The sequence below is a fragment of the Candidatus Zixiibacteriota bacterium genome, from assembly GCA_040756055.1.
Classification (GTDB): Bacteria; Zixibacteria; MSB-5A5; order GN15; family FEB-12.
In genome coordinates this window covers 398003-416530 of sequence record JBFLZR010000001.1, presented here as the reverse complement: position 1 = coordinate 416530, position 18528 = coordinate 398003, and the positions used below count along the sequence as shown (strand labels likewise).

Genomic DNA, 18528 nt, shown 5'->3' with positions numbered 1-18528 from the left:
CCGTCGAAGCCGTGGAGTGTCGAGCGGCTTCGACCATCCAATATTTTCCTTGCGAAAATCCGCCGCTTCTGCCTTTATTTCAAGCGAAAGTGAAAAACTCCATATCACGAAATCTGATCGAACTTCACGGCCGCATCGCCGAAGCGTGCGAGAAGTATGACCGCGACGCCGACGACATCACCATCGTCGCCGTAACCAAGACCCACCCCGCCGCTATCATCAAAACGGCTGTCGCCGCCGGCATACACAATATCGGCGAAAGCAAGATACAGGAAGCTGAGCCGAAAATACTCGAGGTCGGTCAGATCGCCAGGTTCCACCTCGTCGGTCATCTTCAAACCAACAAAGTGAAAAGAGCGGTCGAGCTTTTCGATGTCATCCAGTCGGTCGACTCACATAGGCTGGCGGATGAAATCAACCGCCGGGCCGGCGAAATCCAACGCACCATCGAATGCTATATCGAAGTCAATACCTCGGGCGAAAGCCAAAAATTCGGCGTTGAACCCGATGAATGCCTCGACCTGATAAGCGAGGTCCACCGCATGGAAAACATCAACCTGACGGGACTGATGACAGTGGGGCCGAATGTCGATGATGACGAACCGGTCAGGGACTCTTTCCGCCTGTGCCACAACTTGTTCAAGCAGGCACAGGATATTGTCGGCGATGATTTCGATACCCTCTCGATGGGCATGACTTACGACTTCCCGCTCGCCATCGCCGAGGGCGCCACCATGATCCGAATCGGAACAGCCCTGTTCGGACAACGGGACTATTCCGACTGACCCCAACCATTTTTTTCAAGCAGGCGCCCCCTGTTTTCACTGCCTGAAAACAAAAAATACGGCTTCGCCTTAATATTTTTCCCAAAATTACGATAATAAAATAGAAGCTATTGCCGGCTTCATTGTTCGTTTTTCGAACAGTCATTTTCCTGAGCTGACAATAGTCCGAAAAAGAAAAGAATAAAACCTTAAAGATAGGCGAGTAGCTTATGGATTTGTCACCGAATGACATTCGCAATTACGAATTCCCCAACCAGATGCGTGGCTACGACAAAGAGGAAGTTGACAATCTCCTCGAGCAGGTGGCTCAGGCACTGGAAGAAGCGAGACAGCAGAACCTCAAGCTGTCCATGGAAGTGGATTCGCTGAAGACTCAGCTGGCCGGACTGAAGGAATTTGAAGACACAATTAAGAACGCGGCTATTGATGCCCGGCGCAACGCTGACTCGACCGTCGCCCACGCCAAGAAAGAAGCTGCAGAAATTCTGGCCAAGGCGAAAAAAGAAGCCGCTGAATTGATAGTGGCCCAGGACCACAAACTCGAAGACCTCAGAAAACAACTCGGTAATCTCGAACAAACCAAAAAATCCTACATCGCCCAGCTGCGCAACCTGATAAACTCTCACATGGACATGGTCGATGAAATCGCCACCGCCGATGTCAAGAGAGACATCCACGGCGAGGCTGGTTCTTCACGCGCCGAAAACAAGTATGTTGAGGCCGAGCAGGAAGCAGTCGATGAACATCAGGAGAACGGCATCGAGGTAGAAGAGTCAACCGATGTTACCCGGCAAAATCTCGAGACCCTCGCCAGCAAACCGGGCGAAGAAGCTATAACTACCGAAGAAGCCAATGCGGCCGACAATGTAATCCCCTGCGATGAGCCGGAAGCGTTCGACGAAGCTAAAGCGGAACCGGACCATGCCAAGGCTGAACCGGCGGTGGACCCGGAACTGGCCGCTGCCCTGAAAAAGTATCACTCCGACGAAGATGTCGAGAAGTCTTTCGGCCCTGTCCCCCCTCAGGGAGCGATAATCGAAACCAGCAGAACAGCCGAAGATATTCCTCCCGGATTTATCGCCAAGGTCTCCGAGGCCGAGATCAAGGCAGCGAAGATCAAGGCCAAATCCATCCGGGAAGCAATGGACGACACCGGCAAGCTCGATGATGAAGATAGTAGTTCCGATTTGGCGCCCGATGCTCAGGATCGCCCGACCGAACACAATGCCATCGACATGGATAAGCCCACGTCGGATGATGTGGCCAAAAAAGATGTCTCCCCCGATGAACTGGCCCAGGCCCTCGACAGTGTCGTGAGCAAGTTCGAAGAGGAAATGGAAAAGGCCGAGAAGCGCTGAGAATTTTCCCACCAGACACTACAAAGACCGGCCCTCTACTCCCTACAGAGCCGGTCTTTTTTATACCCAGGCGTAACTTATAACCATCCCTTAAAACTCCCGAACCGCGCCGTTATGTAATCACTTTCGCATGCCTTGTGGATTTGCTATATTCATCGATAATCGAGAAAACACAATCGCACAAGGAGTATCAGAATGCAATCGATAGTAGAGCTGCACCGGCAACTGAACGAAGCCGTTGATTACATAAAAAACAAAACAAACTTCCGGCCAAAAATCGGAATCATCCTCGGCACCGGACTGGGATCACTGGTCGATGGCATCGATATGATCGATACCGTCGAATACGACAAAATTCCCCACTTTCCCGTCTCCACCGTAGAATCGCACGCCGGAAGACTCCTATTCGGAAACCTCAAAGGCAAACCGGTGGTGTGCATGCAGGGACGTTTCCACTATTACGAAGGTTACTCCTTCCAACAGATTGCTTTTCCGATACGAGTTATGAAAAAACTCGGCATCGAGTCGCTGATCGTGTCCAATGCCGCCGGCGGCATGAACCCGAATTTCAAGCCGGGCGACATCATGCTCATCAAAGACCACATCAATTTCTTCCCCGGCAATCCCCTGATCGGCCCCAACGACGACAAAATGGGCGATCGCTTCCCGGATATGTATGACCTGTACTACTGCGGCTACCAGCAGCTGGCCAAGGATGTTGCCCTGTCACAGGGCCTGCCACTGCAGGTAGGTGTCTATGTGGGATTAACAGGTCCGTGCCTCGAAACCGCCGCCGAATACCGCATGTTTCGCGGGTTCGGGGCCGATGCTGTCGGTATGTCGACCGTCCCCGAAGTAATCGCCGCCCATCATCAGAAAATCAAAATTCTTGCGTTTTCGATTATCACCGACATGGGCCTGGCCGATAACATGCACCCCTGTTCGCTCGATGACGTGATCGGAGCCGCCTCGAGAACCGAGCCAAAACTCCGCGCCCTCATCGCCGGATGCGTCGAAAAGATGTAAACGTGTGCGAGCTGCCAGACTCTAATCCGGCAGCGCTCGATAATAACTGATCAGGGAAAGCTCTTCGGTGATATCGGCTGTCCCGATTACCTCAAAGCCCTCAACAAGGCTTATGCCATAATAGGTGACTGTTCTCTTGAGCAGTCCCTGCTCGCCGATATAATCGTAAAACAGGATATCATCGTCCCATTTGCCATCACCATCCCTGTCATAATAACGTCTAATCAAAAAGCAATCAAACGTTCCGGCATAAACGATGGCGTGTCCTTGGGCTAACACCTCTTTGCCAATTCTCCACCCGGCGTCATTATCTTCCGGTCTGGTTACAATCCACTCCGTGCCCTCATTCAGTGGATACACCAGACTCAGATATGGCTTTGACATAATATCCTGCGCGTCGTCCTCACCGGAGATACTGCCGATTACTTCCTCAAAAATCGACACACCGATTCCTCCGGGGCCGAGCCCGGCGCTCGTCGATGCTTTCCAGGGAACAGCGAAGACCAAAGTCCCCTCACCGCCGTAGTAATACAACCCGTCGTCGCGGTTCTGAAGGTAGGAGTAGCTAAAGGCCTCCGCCCCTGAGACACTTGAATAGACAACAAATCCGGGGTAACCATCGAGTACTATGTCGTCATCGATCACCGCCACATGAATTGTATCAACGTATGTTGTTATTCGAATGAAGTAACCGTCGTCGTCCAATTCTAAATTCGAATACCTGAGCTCGTGCCGGTAATGCCAGGTCTGCCCCAGCCTTAATGGATACATCCAGACATCGCCGGTAGTGAACTGCCACAGGGGGGATTTCACGCAAACTTCCTCACCGCACGCTTCAACCCGCCAGTAATAGGTCGTGTTGTCCTCCAGCCCGGATATCACATAGAACGTGTCTGTCAGTTGGCCTGCAATTATACCCGGCGTCTCATGGTTTCCAAAATAGAGAGCATAGGTCACCGAACCTTCCGCACGCGAACAGTCCGACCAGTACAGCTTAATAGTGTTCGGATGCCCTGTGGAAAAATCGGCCGGCACGGCATTGTTGGGCATGTCTACGATTGACGCGATATCCCCGCTCGGGTCCACACCGCTATCACAGGATGTCAGGCAGACCGCAACGGCTATCAGCGAAAGCAGTCCGCTCGCGAGCGACATAAAACGCTTAATCATCAATCCTCCCTTGTATTTAGATTTAGTGATGTCTCGTTGGAGCGCTGCAAATGTTTATACAACTCAAAAATAACCTTTCTCCCCGGCTTTTGTCAAGCAATCGTGCGCCGGCGCCTTGAGGCAGGTTACCCCTTGGGACAACTTTCGGCGCTTTTTCCCGTATAAGCCCCAATAAAACGAAACATTGATTTTTAAAATTGGGGTCGCTTAATTCAGAATATGAACGAAATCAAAAAAATTCCACCGAGAGATATCGGAAAATTCATCGATATCATGGCCGATGCCTACCCCGGCCTGCCCATGTCCACCGAAGAAGACAAAAGGCGCATCCGCGAAAGACTCGCCTTGCGAAGCAAGGACAAGCGTATATCGTACTGGGCGATGTACGAAGGCAAAGAGATGCTGGGCGCGCTGGCGCTCTATGACTACACCATGAACCTGTTCGGCCACAAAGTCCTCGCCGGGGGCGGCGGATCGCTGGCGGTAGGTCTTATTCACAAGAAAGAACACGTGGCCCGCGACATAATGCGTTTCTACTTCCGTCACTATCGCAGGCAAAACGCACCGTTTGCGGTCCTCTGGCCCTTCAGACCGGACTTCTATAAAGCTATGGGCTGCGGTCTCGGCCCCAAAGGCCACGTGTACAAAGTCAAGCCGCCAGACCTTCCCACCGGTGGCAGCAAAAAACATATCCGGATACTCGGCAAAAGCGACATGAAAGCTCTCAACGACTGTTACAACCGCCAGGTCGACCGGGTGACCGGCATGATAGAAGAAACCCTGGTTCATCGTAAAATACGCTACGAACTCGCCAAAACCGTTAAATATGTCGGCTATGAAAACAACGGTCGTATCGAGGGCTATATCCTGTTCAGTTTCGAGCGCGGCAAAGCAACCAACTTCGTAGACAACTACATCGTTGTTCACGAACTCATCTACGAACACCCCGAGGCGCTGCTCGAACTCATGACCTTCCTGCGCACCCAGGCCGACCAGATCAACCGAATCATCTTCCACACCAACGATGATGACTTCCATTACCTGCTGAAAGATCCGCGCAACGATAGCGGTAATCTCATGCAGCCGGTATATCACGAGAGTCACATCTCCGGCGTGGGTATCATGTTCAGAGTCCTCAACACCCGGCAGGTTTTTGAGATTCTGGGCGACCACGACTTCGGCGGCCAGACCGTCCGGCTCAAACTCACGGCTACGGATTCATTTCTCAAAGAAAACGATGGCAGCCTGGTGATATATTTCTCTGACGGCAAACCGGAGATCAAAACGAAAAAGTCGCCACACGATGTCGAGCTGAAGCTGGACATTTCGGACTTCTCGTCACTGCTCATGGGCGCGGTGGGCTTGAAATCGCTGGTCAAATATGGTATGGCCGAGGTTTCGGGGCCCGAATATATCGACCTGCTTCACAAACTGTTTGCCACCGAGCAGAAACCGGTCTGCCTGACGTCATTTTAGGAAACACGGTCGTTGGACTCTAAAGTTACCAGCGGTTGAACCTTCGGGTTCAACCGCTGTTGCATTTGTTAACCGTTTTTCGTTTATTCAAGGCAATCGTCGAGCTTACACCGAAAGGGACAGAAATATGACCGCACCCAAAAGCGGCCCCAAAGACATTCCGCAGCGCACCGACATCGAAGAAAAATACACCTGGCGCCTGGCTGACATCTACGAATCCGATGACATCTGGCAGCAACATTTCAAAAAAGCCCAGCAGACAGCAGAAAAGGCCAAAGAGTTCGCCGGTCAACTCAGCACCGACCCGGCCATAGTCTTCGCGTGTCTCGAACTCCGTACCGAGCTATCCAAGATGATCTCGAGGTTGTATCAATACGCCCAGCTCAATCGAGATATCGACAGCCGCGTTTCGAAATACCAGGCTATGGTCGAAAAAGCGGCCATGTTCGCCGCCGAAGCCAACGCTGCCTTTTCATTCGTGGAACCGGAACTGCTTAAGCTCACCGACGAACAACTCTACCGGATGGCTGACCAATTCGAAAAGACCGATATCTACGATTTCTATATTAAAGAGCTGGTCCGATCACGCGCCCATATCCGCTCCGAAGAAGTCGAGGAGCTCTTGTCTCTGGCCGCCACGGTCGCCAAGGGGCCGGATAATATCTTTTCCCTTCTCGACGATGCCGACATCAAGTACCCCCCGATCAAAGATGACAAGGGAGACGAGATCGAACTCACCAAACAGCGCTTCGCCAAATTCATGGAATCATCCGATCCGAGAGTGCGCCGCGACGCCAGCGATGCTTTCCACTCCGCTTATAAGGACCACCTCAACACCATCGGAGCGACCCTTTCCACCGAAGTGAACAAGAACATCTTCTACGCCCGCGCCCGTAAATACAAAAGCAGCCTGGAGAGCGCCCTTGACTCGAACAACATCCCGACTTCGGTCTACACATCGCTGCTCGACACCACCGAAAGCAATCTCGAAGGACTTCACAAATGGACAGCCCTTCGCAAAAAGATAATGAAGCTCGATGAAATCGCTCCCTATGATATGCTCTGCCCGCTCTTTGCCGAGAAAGATTACGATATCCCTTACGATCAGGCCGTAAGCCAGACTCTTGAAGCCCTAAAGCCGCTCGGTGACAAATATCACCAGAAGCTTCAGGAAGCGTTCACTTCGCGATGGGTCGATGTGTTTGAGACGCAGGGCAAAGCCAGCGGCGCCTATAGCTGGGGGAGTCACGCGGTGCATCCGTTCGTGCTGATGAACTACAACAACACTGTCGATAATGTGTTCACGCTGGCCCATGAAATGGGCCACGCCATGCACAGCTACCTGTCCAATTCAACCCAACCATATCCGAAAGCTCAGTATTCAATCTTCGTTGCCGAGGTAGCTTCCACCCTCAACGAGAACTTCCTGCTCCAATACTTGCTCAGCAGAGCCGAGACTAAGAAGGAAAAGCTCTACCTGCTCAACCGGCATATCGACAATACCATGGGGACATACTTCCACCAGGTCATGTACGCCCGTTTCGAACTGGCGATTCACGAGCACGTCGAGAGCGGCCAGGCTCTCTCACCAGAATCACTCACCGAACTCTGGGCCGACCTCACCAAGGGCTACTACGGTCCCGCCCTCACCCTCGACGAGTACTCCACCTACAAATGGGCCCGCATCCCGCACTTTTACCTGACTTTCTATGTCTATCAATATGCCACCTCCTACGCCGCCTCGCAGGCGATAATGGATATGATAGTCAGAGGTGAACCGGGCATCATGGATCGCTACCTGGAACTGCTGAAATCCGGCGGTAAGGACTATCCTATCGAGCTGTTGAAAGCCTGCGGGGTCGATATGACCACCCCGGCTCCTTTCGAGGCAACACTCAAGCTGTTTGCCGAGCAGGTCGATGAGGTAGAGAAACTGACCGGGTAGGCTGTCCGGAAGAGCCTCCAACCACAAATCCCTTTACAAAAACCGGTCAACGGCCTAAATTGATGGGTTATTTGAGGAAAGTACCTATGAAATTCGACCCACTTAAAGATAATTTCTCGCTGCCAAAGGCCGAAGAGCAAGTTCTGAAATTCTGGGACGACAACAACGTCTTCCACAGGGCTAATGAAATGGCCAAAGACCGGCCGCATTTTGTATTCTACGAAGGCCCTCCAACGGCGAACGGCCGGCCCGGCATTCATCACGTTATCTCGCGTACTGTCAAAGACTTAATCTGCCGCTACAAAGCCATGAAAGGCTTCCGGGTGGACCGCAAAGCAGGGTGGGATACCCACGGGCTGCCGGTCGAAATCGAGGTCGAAAAACAGCTCAAACTGACCAGCAAAGCCCAGGTGGTCGAATATGGCATTAAAGAATTCAACCAGAAATGCCGCGAATCGGTTTTCAAGTATCTCGATGAGTGGAACCTGATAACCCGGCGCATCGGCTACTGGCTCGACTTGGACGACGCCTACGTCACTCTGAAAAACCAATACATCGAAACCGTCTGGTGGATACTCAAGAACTTCTTCGATCGCGACCTCATTTACAAAGGCTACAAGACTCTTCCCTATTGCCCGCGTTGCGGCACCGGACTTTCATCACACGAGGTAGCTCAGGGGTATGAACTGGTCAAGGACCCATCGCTCTACGTAAAAGTGAAAGCGGCCGATGGTGACTTCTCTTATTTGGTATGGACCACCACCCCGTGGACGCTCCCATCAAACGCCGCCCTGTGCATGAAAGCTGATGCCGACTATGTTATGGTCGAATTCCAAGGGGAAAAACTCGTTCTGGCCGAAGCTCTTGTCTATCACACGTTCGGCGGCGACGCTGAAGTCACAGTGATGAACAGATTCAAAGGCAAGGATTTCTTCAAACGCAAATACATCCCGCTCTTCGATACCTTCAAAGAAGACGCCGACAAGGCGTTCTATGTCATCACCGGCGACTTTGTGACTCTCGAAGATGGTACCGGTATCGTCCACATAGCTCCGGGATTCGGCGCCGATGACTACGAAGTCGGCAAACAACACGGCCTGCCGGTTTTCCAGGCAATTCATGCCAACGGCATGTTCAAGGATTTCGCGAAACCCTACAACGGAATGTTCATCAAAGACGCGGATCCGATTATAATCAAAGATTTGAAAACAGCCGGAAGACTGTTCAAGAAAGAACTCTACGAGCACAACTACCCCTTCTGCTGGCGCTGTGATTCACCCCTTATCTACATCGCCCAGCCGTCGTGGTATCTAAAAACAACCCGGTTCAAAGATCAGCTCATTAAGAACAACAATGATATCAACTGGCATCCCGATGATATCCGCACCGGGCGTATGCTCAACTGGCTCGAAAACAATGTCGACTGGTCGCTCTCAAGAGAGAGATTCTGGGGAACGCCCATCCCGATCTGGATCTGCGAAGATCCAAAATGCGGCAAACAGAGAGCTGTCGGCTCCATCGAACAGCTCCGCAAGGAAGCGGTCAGTCTTCCCGACGAAATTGACCTTCATAAACCGATGATGGATGAGGTCAGGCTGACCTGCGAGTGCGGCGGCAAAATGAACCGCATCCCGGAAGTCGTCGATGTATGGTTTGACTCGGGCGCGATGCCGTATGCCCAGTGGCACTACCCCTTTGAGAATAAAGAAGAATTCGAAAAGAAATACCCGGCCGATTTCATATCCGAAGCTGTTGACCAGACTCGCGGGTGGTTCTACTCGCTGCTGGCCATCTCCACCCTGCTTTTCGACAAGGCACCGTTCAAAAACGTCGTCGTGCTTGAATTCATTCTCGACATCGAGGGCAAAAAGATGTCCAAGCACAAAGGTAACGTCATAGATCCGTTCGTCACCGTCGACAACTACGGCGCCGACCCGGTCCGCTGGTATCTTGTCTCCACCTCCAATCCATGGCTTCCGACGAAATTCGGATTGGAAGGACTGGGCGAGGTGGTACGCAAGTATTTCGATACCTTCCGCAACACCTACTCCTTTTTCGCCATCTACGCCAACATCGACAGAATTGTCGAGCGCGCCGATGCCGACGGTATGACCATAGACGCCTTCCTGGAAGAGAAAGCGGGCGAGCCGGAGAGGTTCGACAGGTGGATTATCTCCAAATACAACTCGCTGGTGAAAGAAGTCACGGAATCGTTCGACAGCTACGAGATCACCCGTCCGGTTCGAGCCATTCAGCATTTCGTAATCGAAGAACTTTCGAACTGGTACGTCCGCAACAGTCGCCGTAGATTCTGGGCCGAAGAGGACGACCCGTCAAAGATGCGCGCTTACCTCACCCTCTACCGGGTCCTCGTCGGCGTATGCAGGCTCAGCGCCCCGGTAGCGCCGTTTATGGCGGAGATCATCTGGAAAGAACTCATGGGAGCTTCGCGCGAGAAATTCGGCATACCCCTTTCAGTCCACATGGACGATTACCCCGTAGCCGACGAGTCCCTCATTGACACCGAACTGGAACAAACGATGGATATCGTCGAGAAGATTGTTTCGCTCGGACGCGCGGCCCGTTCCCGCAAAAACCTTAAAGTCAGACAACCCCTGGCGCAACTGATGATAAACCCACCCAAGTGGGTGCCGTCGCAACGGCTTCAGGAGTTTGTCGATATTATTAAGTCCGAGCTCAACATCAAACAGGTCTTCATGGCGGATAACCTCGATAAGCTGGTGACTTACTCCGCCAAGCTCAATTTCAAGACGGCCGGCCCCAAACTCGGCCCCCACGCCAAACAGGCCGCGGCCTTCGTCTCGGGCCTCGAATCCGACCAGGTCAAACAGTTCGCCGAGACAAAAACCTTGACTTTCCAGGCCGACCCGGAGAAAATTGTACTGTCCGACGAAGAAGTTGAGGTCATAAAGACCGAAAATGAAGGCTACGCCGTTGAAAGCGAGGGTCAGCTGACTGTCGCGCTTGATATTCATATGACCGATGAACTCATCGACGAGGGTTTCGCGCGCGAAATCGTCAACAAAGTCCAGAACATGCGCAAAACTTCCGGCTATGAGGTCACCGACCGGATTGATATAAAGATAAACTCCAACGATCAACTGGCCGATGCAGTCAGAAAATACGAAGATTTCATCAAGCGCGAAACTCTTGCGGACCGCATCTCGTTTATTTCGGAGAAGGCATTCGACGGTAGTACCGAATGGAACATAAATGGCGTTAAGGCCGCTATAGCCACAATAAGAAAAAAGCCTGCTGAGGGGTAATAAATGAGAAAAACCGAGTTAGAAAAATTAAGAAAAATTCTGGTCGAAAAAAGAGATGCTCTTTACGAGGAACTCTCCTCGATGAACGCCAAACTCGCTCAGACCATCAAAGATTCGACCGGTGATCTCTCAGCCTACTCTTATCATATGGCTGACCAAGGAACAGACGCTATGGAGCGCGAAATGGCATTCATGCTCAGTTCCAAATCGGGACGGTTTCTGTATCATATCGAGGAGGCTATCAGACGTATTGATCGCGGAGACTATGGCACATGTGTCGCCTGCGGCCGACCAATAGGGTTCGATCGTTTGAAGGCCGTACCCCACGCCCGCCTGTGTATCGAGTGCAAATCAGCTGAAGAAGAAAAAGGCCCCTCGAGAAAATAGTAAATTGAGAAAGTTACTTTTACCCGCCGTCGCCATCGTCGTCGCCGCCATCGTCGACCAGTTCACCAAAATGATGGCTCTCGCTTATCTCGCGGATCGTCCACCGGTCAAAGTCCTTGGCGATTTTTTCCAACTTACCCTGGTATACAATGAGGGCGGCGCTATGGGAACCAACTTCGGATCCCCCACCTATTACCTCCTTTCATCCATCCTGATTCTCATCTTCTTGCTATACTATATATACTCACATCGCGAAAAATATTATATTACCACCGCTCTGGGACTTATCGCCGGTGGCGCGATTGGAAATATCATCGATCGGATACGCTTCGGAAGGGTTGTCGACTTTCTGGATTTCGATTTCTTCGATATAAATCTGTTCGGCTATAACCTCGAGCGTTGGTGGACTTTTAATATTGCCGATGCAGTCATAAGCTGCTCAATCGTATACCTGCTTATCAAAATATTCTTTTTCACCCACCCACAGCCGCACCCCGCCGACACTCCCAAAAATCACTCTTTTCCCTCTCTATAGCCCACGATCTTATCTGCTGCATCGCGCGATGGCACGGCGCCTCCAACGAGCACATCGCTTCACTCAAACCAAACTCATTGAGCCTGACGAAAGTATGCTGCGAGGTAGTAACAAATACATTAAAGATTACATCTTTGGTTGTGATGCGCAAGCCGATCACAACCGTGCGCCGGCCGGCATGTCCCGCACCAACTCGCCCTCGTGGGAAAAAGAACTCTCCTCTCGACTCACTATCACAGAGCAAAATTGTTTTTGCGCCGGGATGCACTCTCGACAAACATCATGCATGTTAGCGCGGTGTTAGCTGGATAACTATATGTTAATAACAAACTTTTTGTCCGTAGAAAATTAAACACTACACTCGACGAGCATGAGACCGAACCGGGCATATTTTTTCCCCTCTATAAGACCGTATCAAGCAAGCGCTTTAAAAAAATGTGAATTAATGTTTGTGACTGCGCTTGACGACATCCCCCCGTTGCTCTATTAATTAGCATGAAATTAGACAGGCCCCGAATTGTTGATAAATTGTGGGTAAGTATAGATGGCAAGCTAAAACTCCTTACCCGGCTTCACCTTTCAATTACCTAATAAACAGTAAATTGTTGATAAAGATGTTGATAATTTTTAACGGGCGTGACCCGTACCGCTATAACTCACTAAAGCTGAAAAGAAAAACTTTCAACGGCTCTGTGGACAACCACGAGGGGGAAAACTGCCTTGTACGAAAGAGTAACTAATTCAAACCAGTGGGATGATTGCCTCAACTACCTTTCGCATCGCGTGAAAGAGCAATCGTTCAAGACCTGGCTCAAGCCTACCAAAGGGGAGCCGGGTTCAAATGGAGATTTCAAGGTTGCCGTCCCCAATCAGTTCGTCGCTGACTGGATCAAAGCCCACTTCAACGAACTGATTGAAGAAGCTCTTAATGAAGTCTCCGGCCGCAGGTACACCGTGGCGTACGTCATTAACAAGCCGGCTGAAGAAGAACCGCAGACTGCACTCAATCTTGACTCTCTCCAGAAAGTGTCAAGTGATGCCGTCCGGATTTCTCCTGCAAATCACCAACACAACCTCAATGGAAAATACAACTTTGATTCGCTTGTCGTAGGCGACTTTAATCAGTTTGCCTGCGCGGCCGCAACGGCGGTTTCCGAAGCACCCGGTATGACCAAATACAACCCGCTCTACATCTATGGCGGAACAGGTTTGGGGAAAACACACATTGTCCAGGCTATCGGGCACCGTATACTGGAGCTTTTCCCGAACAAGAGAGTGATGTATGCGACCTCGGAGAAATTCACATCCGACTTCATCGCCTCCATCTCGAACAGTTCGGTGGCTAATTTTACGCGCGTCTATCGCGATGTAGATGTACTCGTCATCGACGATATCCAGTTTTTTACGGGAAAGGAGTCCACACAGGAACAGTTCTTTCACACATTTAACACCCTCTACCATCTCGGCAAGCAGATAGTCCTCACCTCCGACCGCTCTCCAAAGGAGATTAAAGGGCTCGAAGAAAGGCTCCTGTCGCGCTTCTCGTGGGGCTTGGTCACCGACCTCCAGGCCCCGGACCTGGAAAATCGTACCGCCATTCTGTACAAAAAGCTTGAGTCGGAAGGTATCAGTGTTCCTGATAATGTGGTGCGTTTTATTGCCGACCGGGTATCGACCAATATCCGTGAACTCGAGGGCGCCCTGATACGTCTGCTCGCATATGCATCCTTGAAAAATGAACCTGTAGATCTTCCGCTGGCCGAGAAAGTGCTCTCTGATGCCTTCTCAAGTCGTAAAAAGGAAGTAACTATTGACGCTATCCAGCGCAAGAGTTCCGAATGTTTTGGTATAGACCCACACATGATGTGCGCCAAGAAAAAAACGGCCCGCATCGCTCTTGCTCGCCAGGTAGCAATGTATCTTTCCAGGTCACTTACGGACAACTCCCTGAAAACAATCGGAGAGGCTTTCGGTGGCCGCGATCACTCTACTGTGATCCATGCCTGTGATTTGATCTCTAAAAAGATGTCGCTGGATCTGACTTTGAGGCAGAAAATCGACAAAATTTCAGCTGACTTACTTTATTGATATACTGTGGGTTACTATGTGGATAAGTTATAAATACAATACCTTTGACTTTACCAGTGGAAAACAGTATTGTAATGTTAATAGATAGTAGACAAAGAATTGTTGTGGTTGTTTATTTCTCCAACCCCTTAACTTATTGATTCTCAGGGGATAGGGAAGTTAAAATATAGAAGAGAAAATTGGATTATCAACATATCAACACACTTATTATAATCTCTAATTAGATATATAAGAAGAGATTAATAAGAAATGAATGTGGAGATTAATTTTCAGGAGATTGAATAGATGAAGTTTTCCTTACCGAAATCAAAACTGGCACACTACCTGCAGTATATTCTTCAGGTTGTTCCAACCAAATCGACACTTCCAATTTTGACGAATGTTCTGATCGAAGCTCTGGAAAACAAAATAAAGATTTCCGCAACAGACCTTGACATCTCCATTGCGGTGTCGATTGATTGTAAGGTTACGAAAAAAGGTTCGGCGTCACTACCAGCCCGCATTCTATTTGATATTATTAAGGAACTTCCCGAATCGGAAATTGTCTTTGAAGCTACCGGACAGCGAGTGGAAATCAAGATACCGAACGGTAATTACAAGATTGCCTCCGTTCCATCCGATGAATTCCCAAAACTCCCTGCTGTAAATACGAAACGGGAAATTAAGATCGCTGCTGAGGACCTGATTAGTATGGTTCGCAAAACGACCTTTGCGTGTTCCGATGATGAGACGCGGCCCGCTTTAAACGGAGTGCTCTGGCAGACAAAAGGTGAGCAAATGCAGATGGTAGCCACCGATGGTCACCGTCTCGCCAAGATGGCGGTGGAGAATAAGAAGCTAAAAGGGCTGTACGATGATGTTATCATTCCACCTAAAGTCCTCAATCTCATTCCAAAGTTTGTATCGGAAGAGGAAAAAGAAATCGGCATAATCTTCGGTGAGAATAATATTATCTTCAATCTAAATGATATTATTCTAACTTCTCGTCTCATTGAAGGTCCCTATCCGAACTTTGAACAGGTCATCCCGCAGAATAACGACAAGAAACTTATTGTCTCAAAAGAAGACCTCGCTCGGGCCGTACGGCGTGTGTCAATCCTCTCTAATGCTTTAACACATCAAGTGAAGTTTGCTCTCAAACCAAACTCACTGACACTTTCAACGACTAACGCCGACGTCGGCGGCGAAGGTAAAGAAGAACTCGACTGTGACTACAACGGGGATGAGATCGAGATCGGCTACAATGCCAACTACATAAACGATATCCTCGGAAAGCTCGATAGCGAGGAGGCGGTGTTTGAACTCTCAACCTCTGTTGCAGCGGGGGTTATATACAGTCCGGATAAGGCAAAAGATAACTTCCTCTGCCTGGTTATGCCACTTCGTCTGGCTGACTAGAGGTTTTTATAGACTATACCGAATGGCAGATTACAGAGTGTATCTGCCATTTTTTTATTCACGAACATGGTACTTGAGACGCTTAAAATTACAGACTTCCGCAATATCGCTACCCTGGAAATTAATCTCTCGCCCGGTGTTAACATCTTTTACGGTGACAACGGTTCGGGCAAGACAAACCTCCTGGAGGCTATATTCGTCCTGTATCTTGGTCGATCACACCGCGCCGCTTCGGAATCGGTTATGGTACGCGAGGGATGTGAGTTTTATCGCCTTGAGGGAACAGCCAACCAATTCGATAAAAATTATGAACTTGCGGTGGCATACGAGCGTGGGGGACGCAAAAGAGTAAGTATAGACAAAGTAGCCGTGCGGCTGAGTGAGCTATACGACAATTTCTCTGCCGTGGCGGTTGGACCGGAAGACAGCGAAATACTTGCCGGCTCACCATCGGTGCGGCGTCGCTTCCTGGATATCTACCTGTCACAATTCTCACAGAAATATCTCAGCTCCCTGGCTGCCTACCAGAAAGTGATAGCCCAAAAAAACGCCGCCCTGAAAAGGCACATGGACCCTTTTGCTTTCAACGAACTGCTTGTCGAGTCAGGTGCTTCGATTATGAGAGACCGAATAGACTTTCTCGCTAAAGTTGCCGAATCAGCGGCGCAATACTACGGTCATATTTCCGATGGCGGTATGCTGCGCGTCGGTTACCAGCCGTCGGTATCTCTTCCTCAACCAACGGAGTCAAAAGACGACATCAAGAAAGCGTTTGCGGCCGCACTCCAGAAGGCCGCCGAAAGGGAGCGAATAATAGAGACCGCCATGGTGGGGCCGCATCGTGACGACATCATCTTTGATATTAACGATCTCCCTGCCCGCTCTCACGGTTCCCAGGGAGAATGGCGCACCGCGGCTATTGCGCTCAAGCTCGCCGTTTACCATCTTATTAAAGAGAAACGCGGGTTTCACCCCGTATTGCTTCTGGATGAAATATTCGCGGAGTTGGATCACAAACGGGCGGAACTCCTCGTGGCGGCATTTGAGGATTTCCGGCAATTGTTTTTGACGACGGCTGTCGAACCTCCGGGTTTTCTCAGGCAGAACAGCTGCGGCTACCGGGTGGCCGGGGGGAAAATAATCGAGGTGTAAGTTATGGCAGGCCTGACCCTGAAAAATATCTCCAAATCGTTCGGCGCCCTCAAGGTGCTCGATGATATTTCTCTCGAGCTTGCCGATGGAGAACTGCTGGTTCTGCTGGGGCCGTCCGGCTGCGGCAAGTCCACCCTTCTGCGCCTGATCGCCGGACTGGAAAGCTCCGATGAAGGCGAGATATATTTAAACGACAAACGCATCGACCACCTCCTGCCGAAAAAGCGCGAAGTGGCTATGGTCTTTCAAAACTACGCCCTCTACCCGCACATGACCGTCTTCAAAAATCTGGCCTTTCCCTTGAAAGTCTCAGGCGTCAGCAGAGAAGAAATATCAGAGAGGGTCGAGAAAGTCGCCGCCATGCTGGGGCTGGGCGAAAAGCTCGGGGACAAACCAGGACAACTCTCCGGAGGCCAGCGCCAGAGAGTCGCGCTGGGACGCGCTATCATTCGCAAACCGTCAATCTTCCTTCTCGATGAACCGTTGTCAAATCTCGATGCCGACCTGCGCGCCCGCATGCGCCTTGAGATTGTAAAGCTGCAAAAAGAAATCAAAACCACCGCCATACACGTAACCCACGACCAGGCTGAAGCGCTGACTATGGCCGACCGCATCGCTCTGCTCCACGAGGGAAAGCTGCTGCAGGTGGGCACGCCCGAAGAACTCTACAGAAACCCCAATTCCGTGTTCGTGGCGCGCTTTATCGGCAGCCCCGCGATGAACATGATCGCCGGAAGAATCGAGCAGGAAATGCTGGTGCCCTTCGGCCTGCCGGTATCGAGTTACTATCTGACCGGCGATAAACCCCGTATGACTATCGGGCTGAGACCGGAGGCTATTGAAATAAGGCCGGGAGGACAATACGAAGGCAGGGTTTTATCGTGCGAGTATTTTGGCGACAGCTATGTTGTTAAATTCCATTTCGGCGGGCAAGACCTGGTTCTATCCTCGGCAAAAAAAGCCTACGACCCCGGCGAAATAGTGCAGTTCAGCTTCGACCCCCAAGAACTGCTGTTCTTCAGCGCCGATACCGGTCAACGAATCTGAACGATCCTCTACTTTACAACTAAAGACGCTGACATCGCGGGCAATAATGGGCCGAGCGGGAACCAATCTTTTCCCTCACTATTTTCCGGCCGCAGAACGCGCAGGCTTCACCCTCTCTGCCATAAGCCCTGAGATATTTCTGAAAACTCCCCGGCTGGCCATCAACACCGGCGTAAGTATCTACCGATGTTCCCATCTTGCTGATGGCCATCCTCAGGAGCCTCTGGATGTGCGCGTGAAGTTCCTCGAGTTTCCTCTTCGTTAACGAAGAGGTCAGTCTCTTCGGATGAATCCTTGATGCGTGCAAGGCCTCGTCAGCATAGATATTCCCCAGCCCCGCTATAAAAGACTGATCCAATAGCGCCGGCTTCATCATCCTTGAGCGTGTCCGGCACATGGTTACGAACGAGGCTGCGTCCAGCTCAAGCGGCTCCGGGCCAAGCTCCTTCAGGCCGTCCTGCTGCCACAACTCCTCGTTCGAGAAGAGGCGAAGCCTGCCGAAACGACGGTAGTCGTTGAACCTGAGCGATGGAGGACGCTTTTCAGTCTGAAGCGGTTCGAGGTAAAACGTAACGAGATCGTGCTTGTCATACGGTACTGGATTCTCATAGAAATAGAAGTGGCCGGTCATCTTTAGATGTACCCAGAGAGTGAGATCCCCCGAAAGCGCCATTAAGATATTTTTGCCGCGTCGTTCAACCGACTCGATCCGCCTACCCGTCATCAGGCGCGCGAAAGAGCGCGATTTCAGTGATTTTCCCACGACAATGGAACTTGGCGGTGCCGACACGCGTACTCGCGATATCGTGCGCCCAAGCACCGTATCGCGAAGCCCCCTCACGACTGTTTCAACTTCAGGAAGTTCCGGCATGCT

General features: G+C 50.9%; 14 protein-coding genes. 12 read left to right on the top strand and 2 right to left on the bottom strand.

The window, feature by feature from the left end:
* Positions 1–89 precede the first annotated feature (89 nt).
* The 3 genes from AB1483_01840 (at position 90) to AB1483_01830 (ending at position 3169) form a co-directional block, all read left to right on the top strand.
* Complete coding sequence (locus AB1483_01840) at positions 90–785, top strand: YggS family pyridoxal phosphate-dependent enzyme (GenBank protein ID MEW6411195.1); 696 nt, start codon at positions 90–92, stop codon at positions 783–785.
* 209 nt (positions 786–994) lie between these two features.
* On the top strand, positions 995–2143 hold the full coding sequence (locus tag AB1483_01835; GenBank protein ID MEW6411194.1) for a DivIVA domain-containing protein: 1149 nt from the start codon (positions 995–997) through the stop codon (positions 2141–2143).
* A gap of 195 nt (positions 2144–2338) precedes the next feature.
* The gene (locus tag AB1483_01830) at positions 2339–3169 is read left to right on the top strand and encodes a purine-nucleoside phosphorylase (GenBank protein ID MEW6411193.1); all 831 of its coding nucleotides are present in this window, start codon (positions 2339–2341) and stop codon (positions 3167–3169) included.
* Between the two features lie 21 nt (positions 3170–3190).
* Here the strand turns inward: AB1483_01830 and AB1483_01825 are convergent, their stop codons facing one another.
* Positions 3191–4339 (bottom strand): hypothetical protein, encoded by a 1149-nt coding sequence (locus tag AB1483_01825; protein MEW6411192.1) that lies wholly within the window; start codon positions 4337–4339, stop codon positions 3191–3193.
* A 219-nt stretch (positions 4340–4558) separates the two neighbouring features.
* Here AB1483_01825 and AB1483_01820 point away from each other — a divergent pair, with 219 nt between their 5' ends.
* The 9 genes from AB1483_01820 to AB1483_01780 all read left to right on the top strand — a co-directional run bounded on the left by AB1483_01820 (position 4559) and on the right by AB1483_01780 (position 17654).
* Positions 4559–5815: a GNAT family N-acetyltransferase gene (locus AB1483_01820; GenBank protein MEW6411191.1), complete on the top strand. Its 1257-nt coding sequence runs from the start codon at positions 4559–4561 to the stop codon at positions 5813–5815.
* Positions 5816–5942: 127 nt separating this feature from the next.
* Positions 5943–7760 (top strand): oligoendopeptidase F, encoded by a 1818-nt coding sequence (gene pepF, locus AB1483_01815; GenBank protein MEW6411190.1) that lies wholly within the window; start codon positions 5943–5945, stop codon positions 7758–7760.
* A gap of 86 nt (positions 7761–7846) precedes the next feature.
* Positions 7847–11047: an isoleucine--tRNA ligase gene (ileS, locus tag AB1483_01810; GenBank protein MEW6411189.1), complete on the top strand. Its 3201-nt coding sequence runs from the start codon at positions 7847–7849 to the stop codon at positions 11045–11047.
* 3 nt (positions 11048–11050) lie between these two features.
* Complete coding sequence (locus AB1483_01805) at positions 11051–11434, top strand: TraR/DksA C4-type zinc finger protein (protein ID MEW6411188.1); 384 nt, start codon at positions 11051–11053, stop codon at positions 11432–11434.
* 4 nt (positions 11435–11438) lie between these two features.
* Complete coding sequence (lspA, locus tag AB1483_01800; GenBank protein MEW6411187.1) at positions 11439–11969, top strand: signal peptidase II; 531 nt, start codon at positions 11439–11441, stop codon at positions 11967–11969.
* 720 nt (positions 11970–12689) lie between these two features.
* Positions 12690–14057 carry a chromosomal replication initiator protein DnaA gene (gene dnaA, locus AB1483_01795; protein MEW6411186.1) on the top strand — a complete coding sequence of 456 codons (1368 nt, stop codon included), beginning with the start codon at positions 12690–12692 and terminating at the stop codon, positions 14055–14057.
* 285 nt (positions 14058–14342) lie between these two features.
* The gene (dnaN, locus tag AB1483_01790; protein MEW6411185.1) at positions 14343–15455 is read left to right on the top strand and encodes a DNA polymerase III subunit beta; all 1113 of its coding nucleotides are present in this window, start codon (positions 14343–14345) and stop codon (positions 15453–15455) included.
* Positions 15456–15521: 66 nt separating this feature from the next.
* Entirely contained in the window at positions 15522–16607 is a 1086-nt protein-coding gene (locus AB1483_01785) for a DNA replication/repair protein RecF (GenBank protein MEW6411184.1), read from the top strand.
* Between the two features lie 3 nt (positions 16608–16610).
* Positions 16611–17654, top strand: a complete 1044-nt coding sequence (locus AB1483_01780) for an ABC transporter ATP-binding protein (protein ID MEW6411183.1) — start codon at positions 16611–16613, stop codon at positions 17652–17654.
* A 19-nt stretch (positions 17655–17673) separates the two neighbouring features.
* Here the strand turns inward: AB1483_01780 and mutM are convergent, their stop codons facing one another.
* On the bottom strand, positions 17674–18525 hold the full coding sequence (mutM, locus tag AB1483_01775) for a bifunctional DNA-formamidopyrimidine glycosylase/DNA-(apurinic or apyrimidinic site) lyase (protein ID MEW6411182.1): 852 nt from the start codon (positions 18523–18525) through the stop codon (positions 17674–17676).
* Between the last annotated feature and the right edge of the window lie 3 nt (positions 18526–18528).

What these genes read in the sequence shown, in the direction of transcription:
- AB1483_01785 (MEW6411184.1), top strand. Translation starts at nt 15,522, where the DNA reads ATGGTACTTGAGACGCTTAAAATTACAGACTTCCGCAATATCGCTACC.
- dnaN (MEW6411185.1), top strand. Translation starts at nt 14,343, where the DNA reads ATGAAGTTTTCCTTACCGAAATCAAAACTGGCACACTACCTGCAGTAT.
- AB1483_01780 (MEW6411183.1), top strand. Translation starts at nt 16,611, where the DNA reads ATGGCAGGCCTGACCCTGAAAAATATCTCCAAATCGTTCGGCGCCCTC.
- AB1483_01830 (MEW6411193.1), top strand. Translation starts at nt 2,339, where the DNA reads ATGCAATCGATAGTAGAGCTGCACCGGCAACTGAACGAAGCCGTTGAT.
- AB1483_01820 (MEW6411191.1), top strand. Translation starts at nt 4,559, where the DNA reads ATGAACGAAATCAAAAAAATTCCACCGAGAGATATCGGAAAATTCATC.
- pepF (MEW6411190.1), top strand. Translation starts at nt 5,943, where the DNA reads ATGACCGCACCCAAAAGCGGCCCCAAAGACATTCCGCAGCGCACCGAC.
- AB1483_01825 (MEW6411192.1), bottom strand. Translation starts at nt 4,339, where the DNA reads ATGATTAAGCGTTTTATGTCGCTCGCGAGCGGACTGCTTTCGCTGATA.
- AB1483_01835 (MEW6411194.1), top strand. Translation starts at nt 995, where the DNA reads ATGGATTTGTCACCGAATGACATTCGCAATTACGAATTCCCCAACCAG.
- AB1483_01805 (MEW6411188.1), top strand. Translation starts at nt 11,051, where the DNA reads ATGAGAAAAACCGAGTTAGAAAAATTAAGAAAAATTCTGGTCGAAAAA.
- mutM (MEW6411182.1), bottom strand. Translation starts at nt 18,525, where the DNA reads ATGCCGGAACTTCCTGAAGTTGAAACAGTCGTGAGGGGGCTTCGCGAT.
- ileS (MEW6411189.1), top strand. Translation starts at nt 7,847, where the DNA reads ATGAAATTCGACCCACTTAAAGATAATTTCTCGCTGCCAAAGGCCGAA.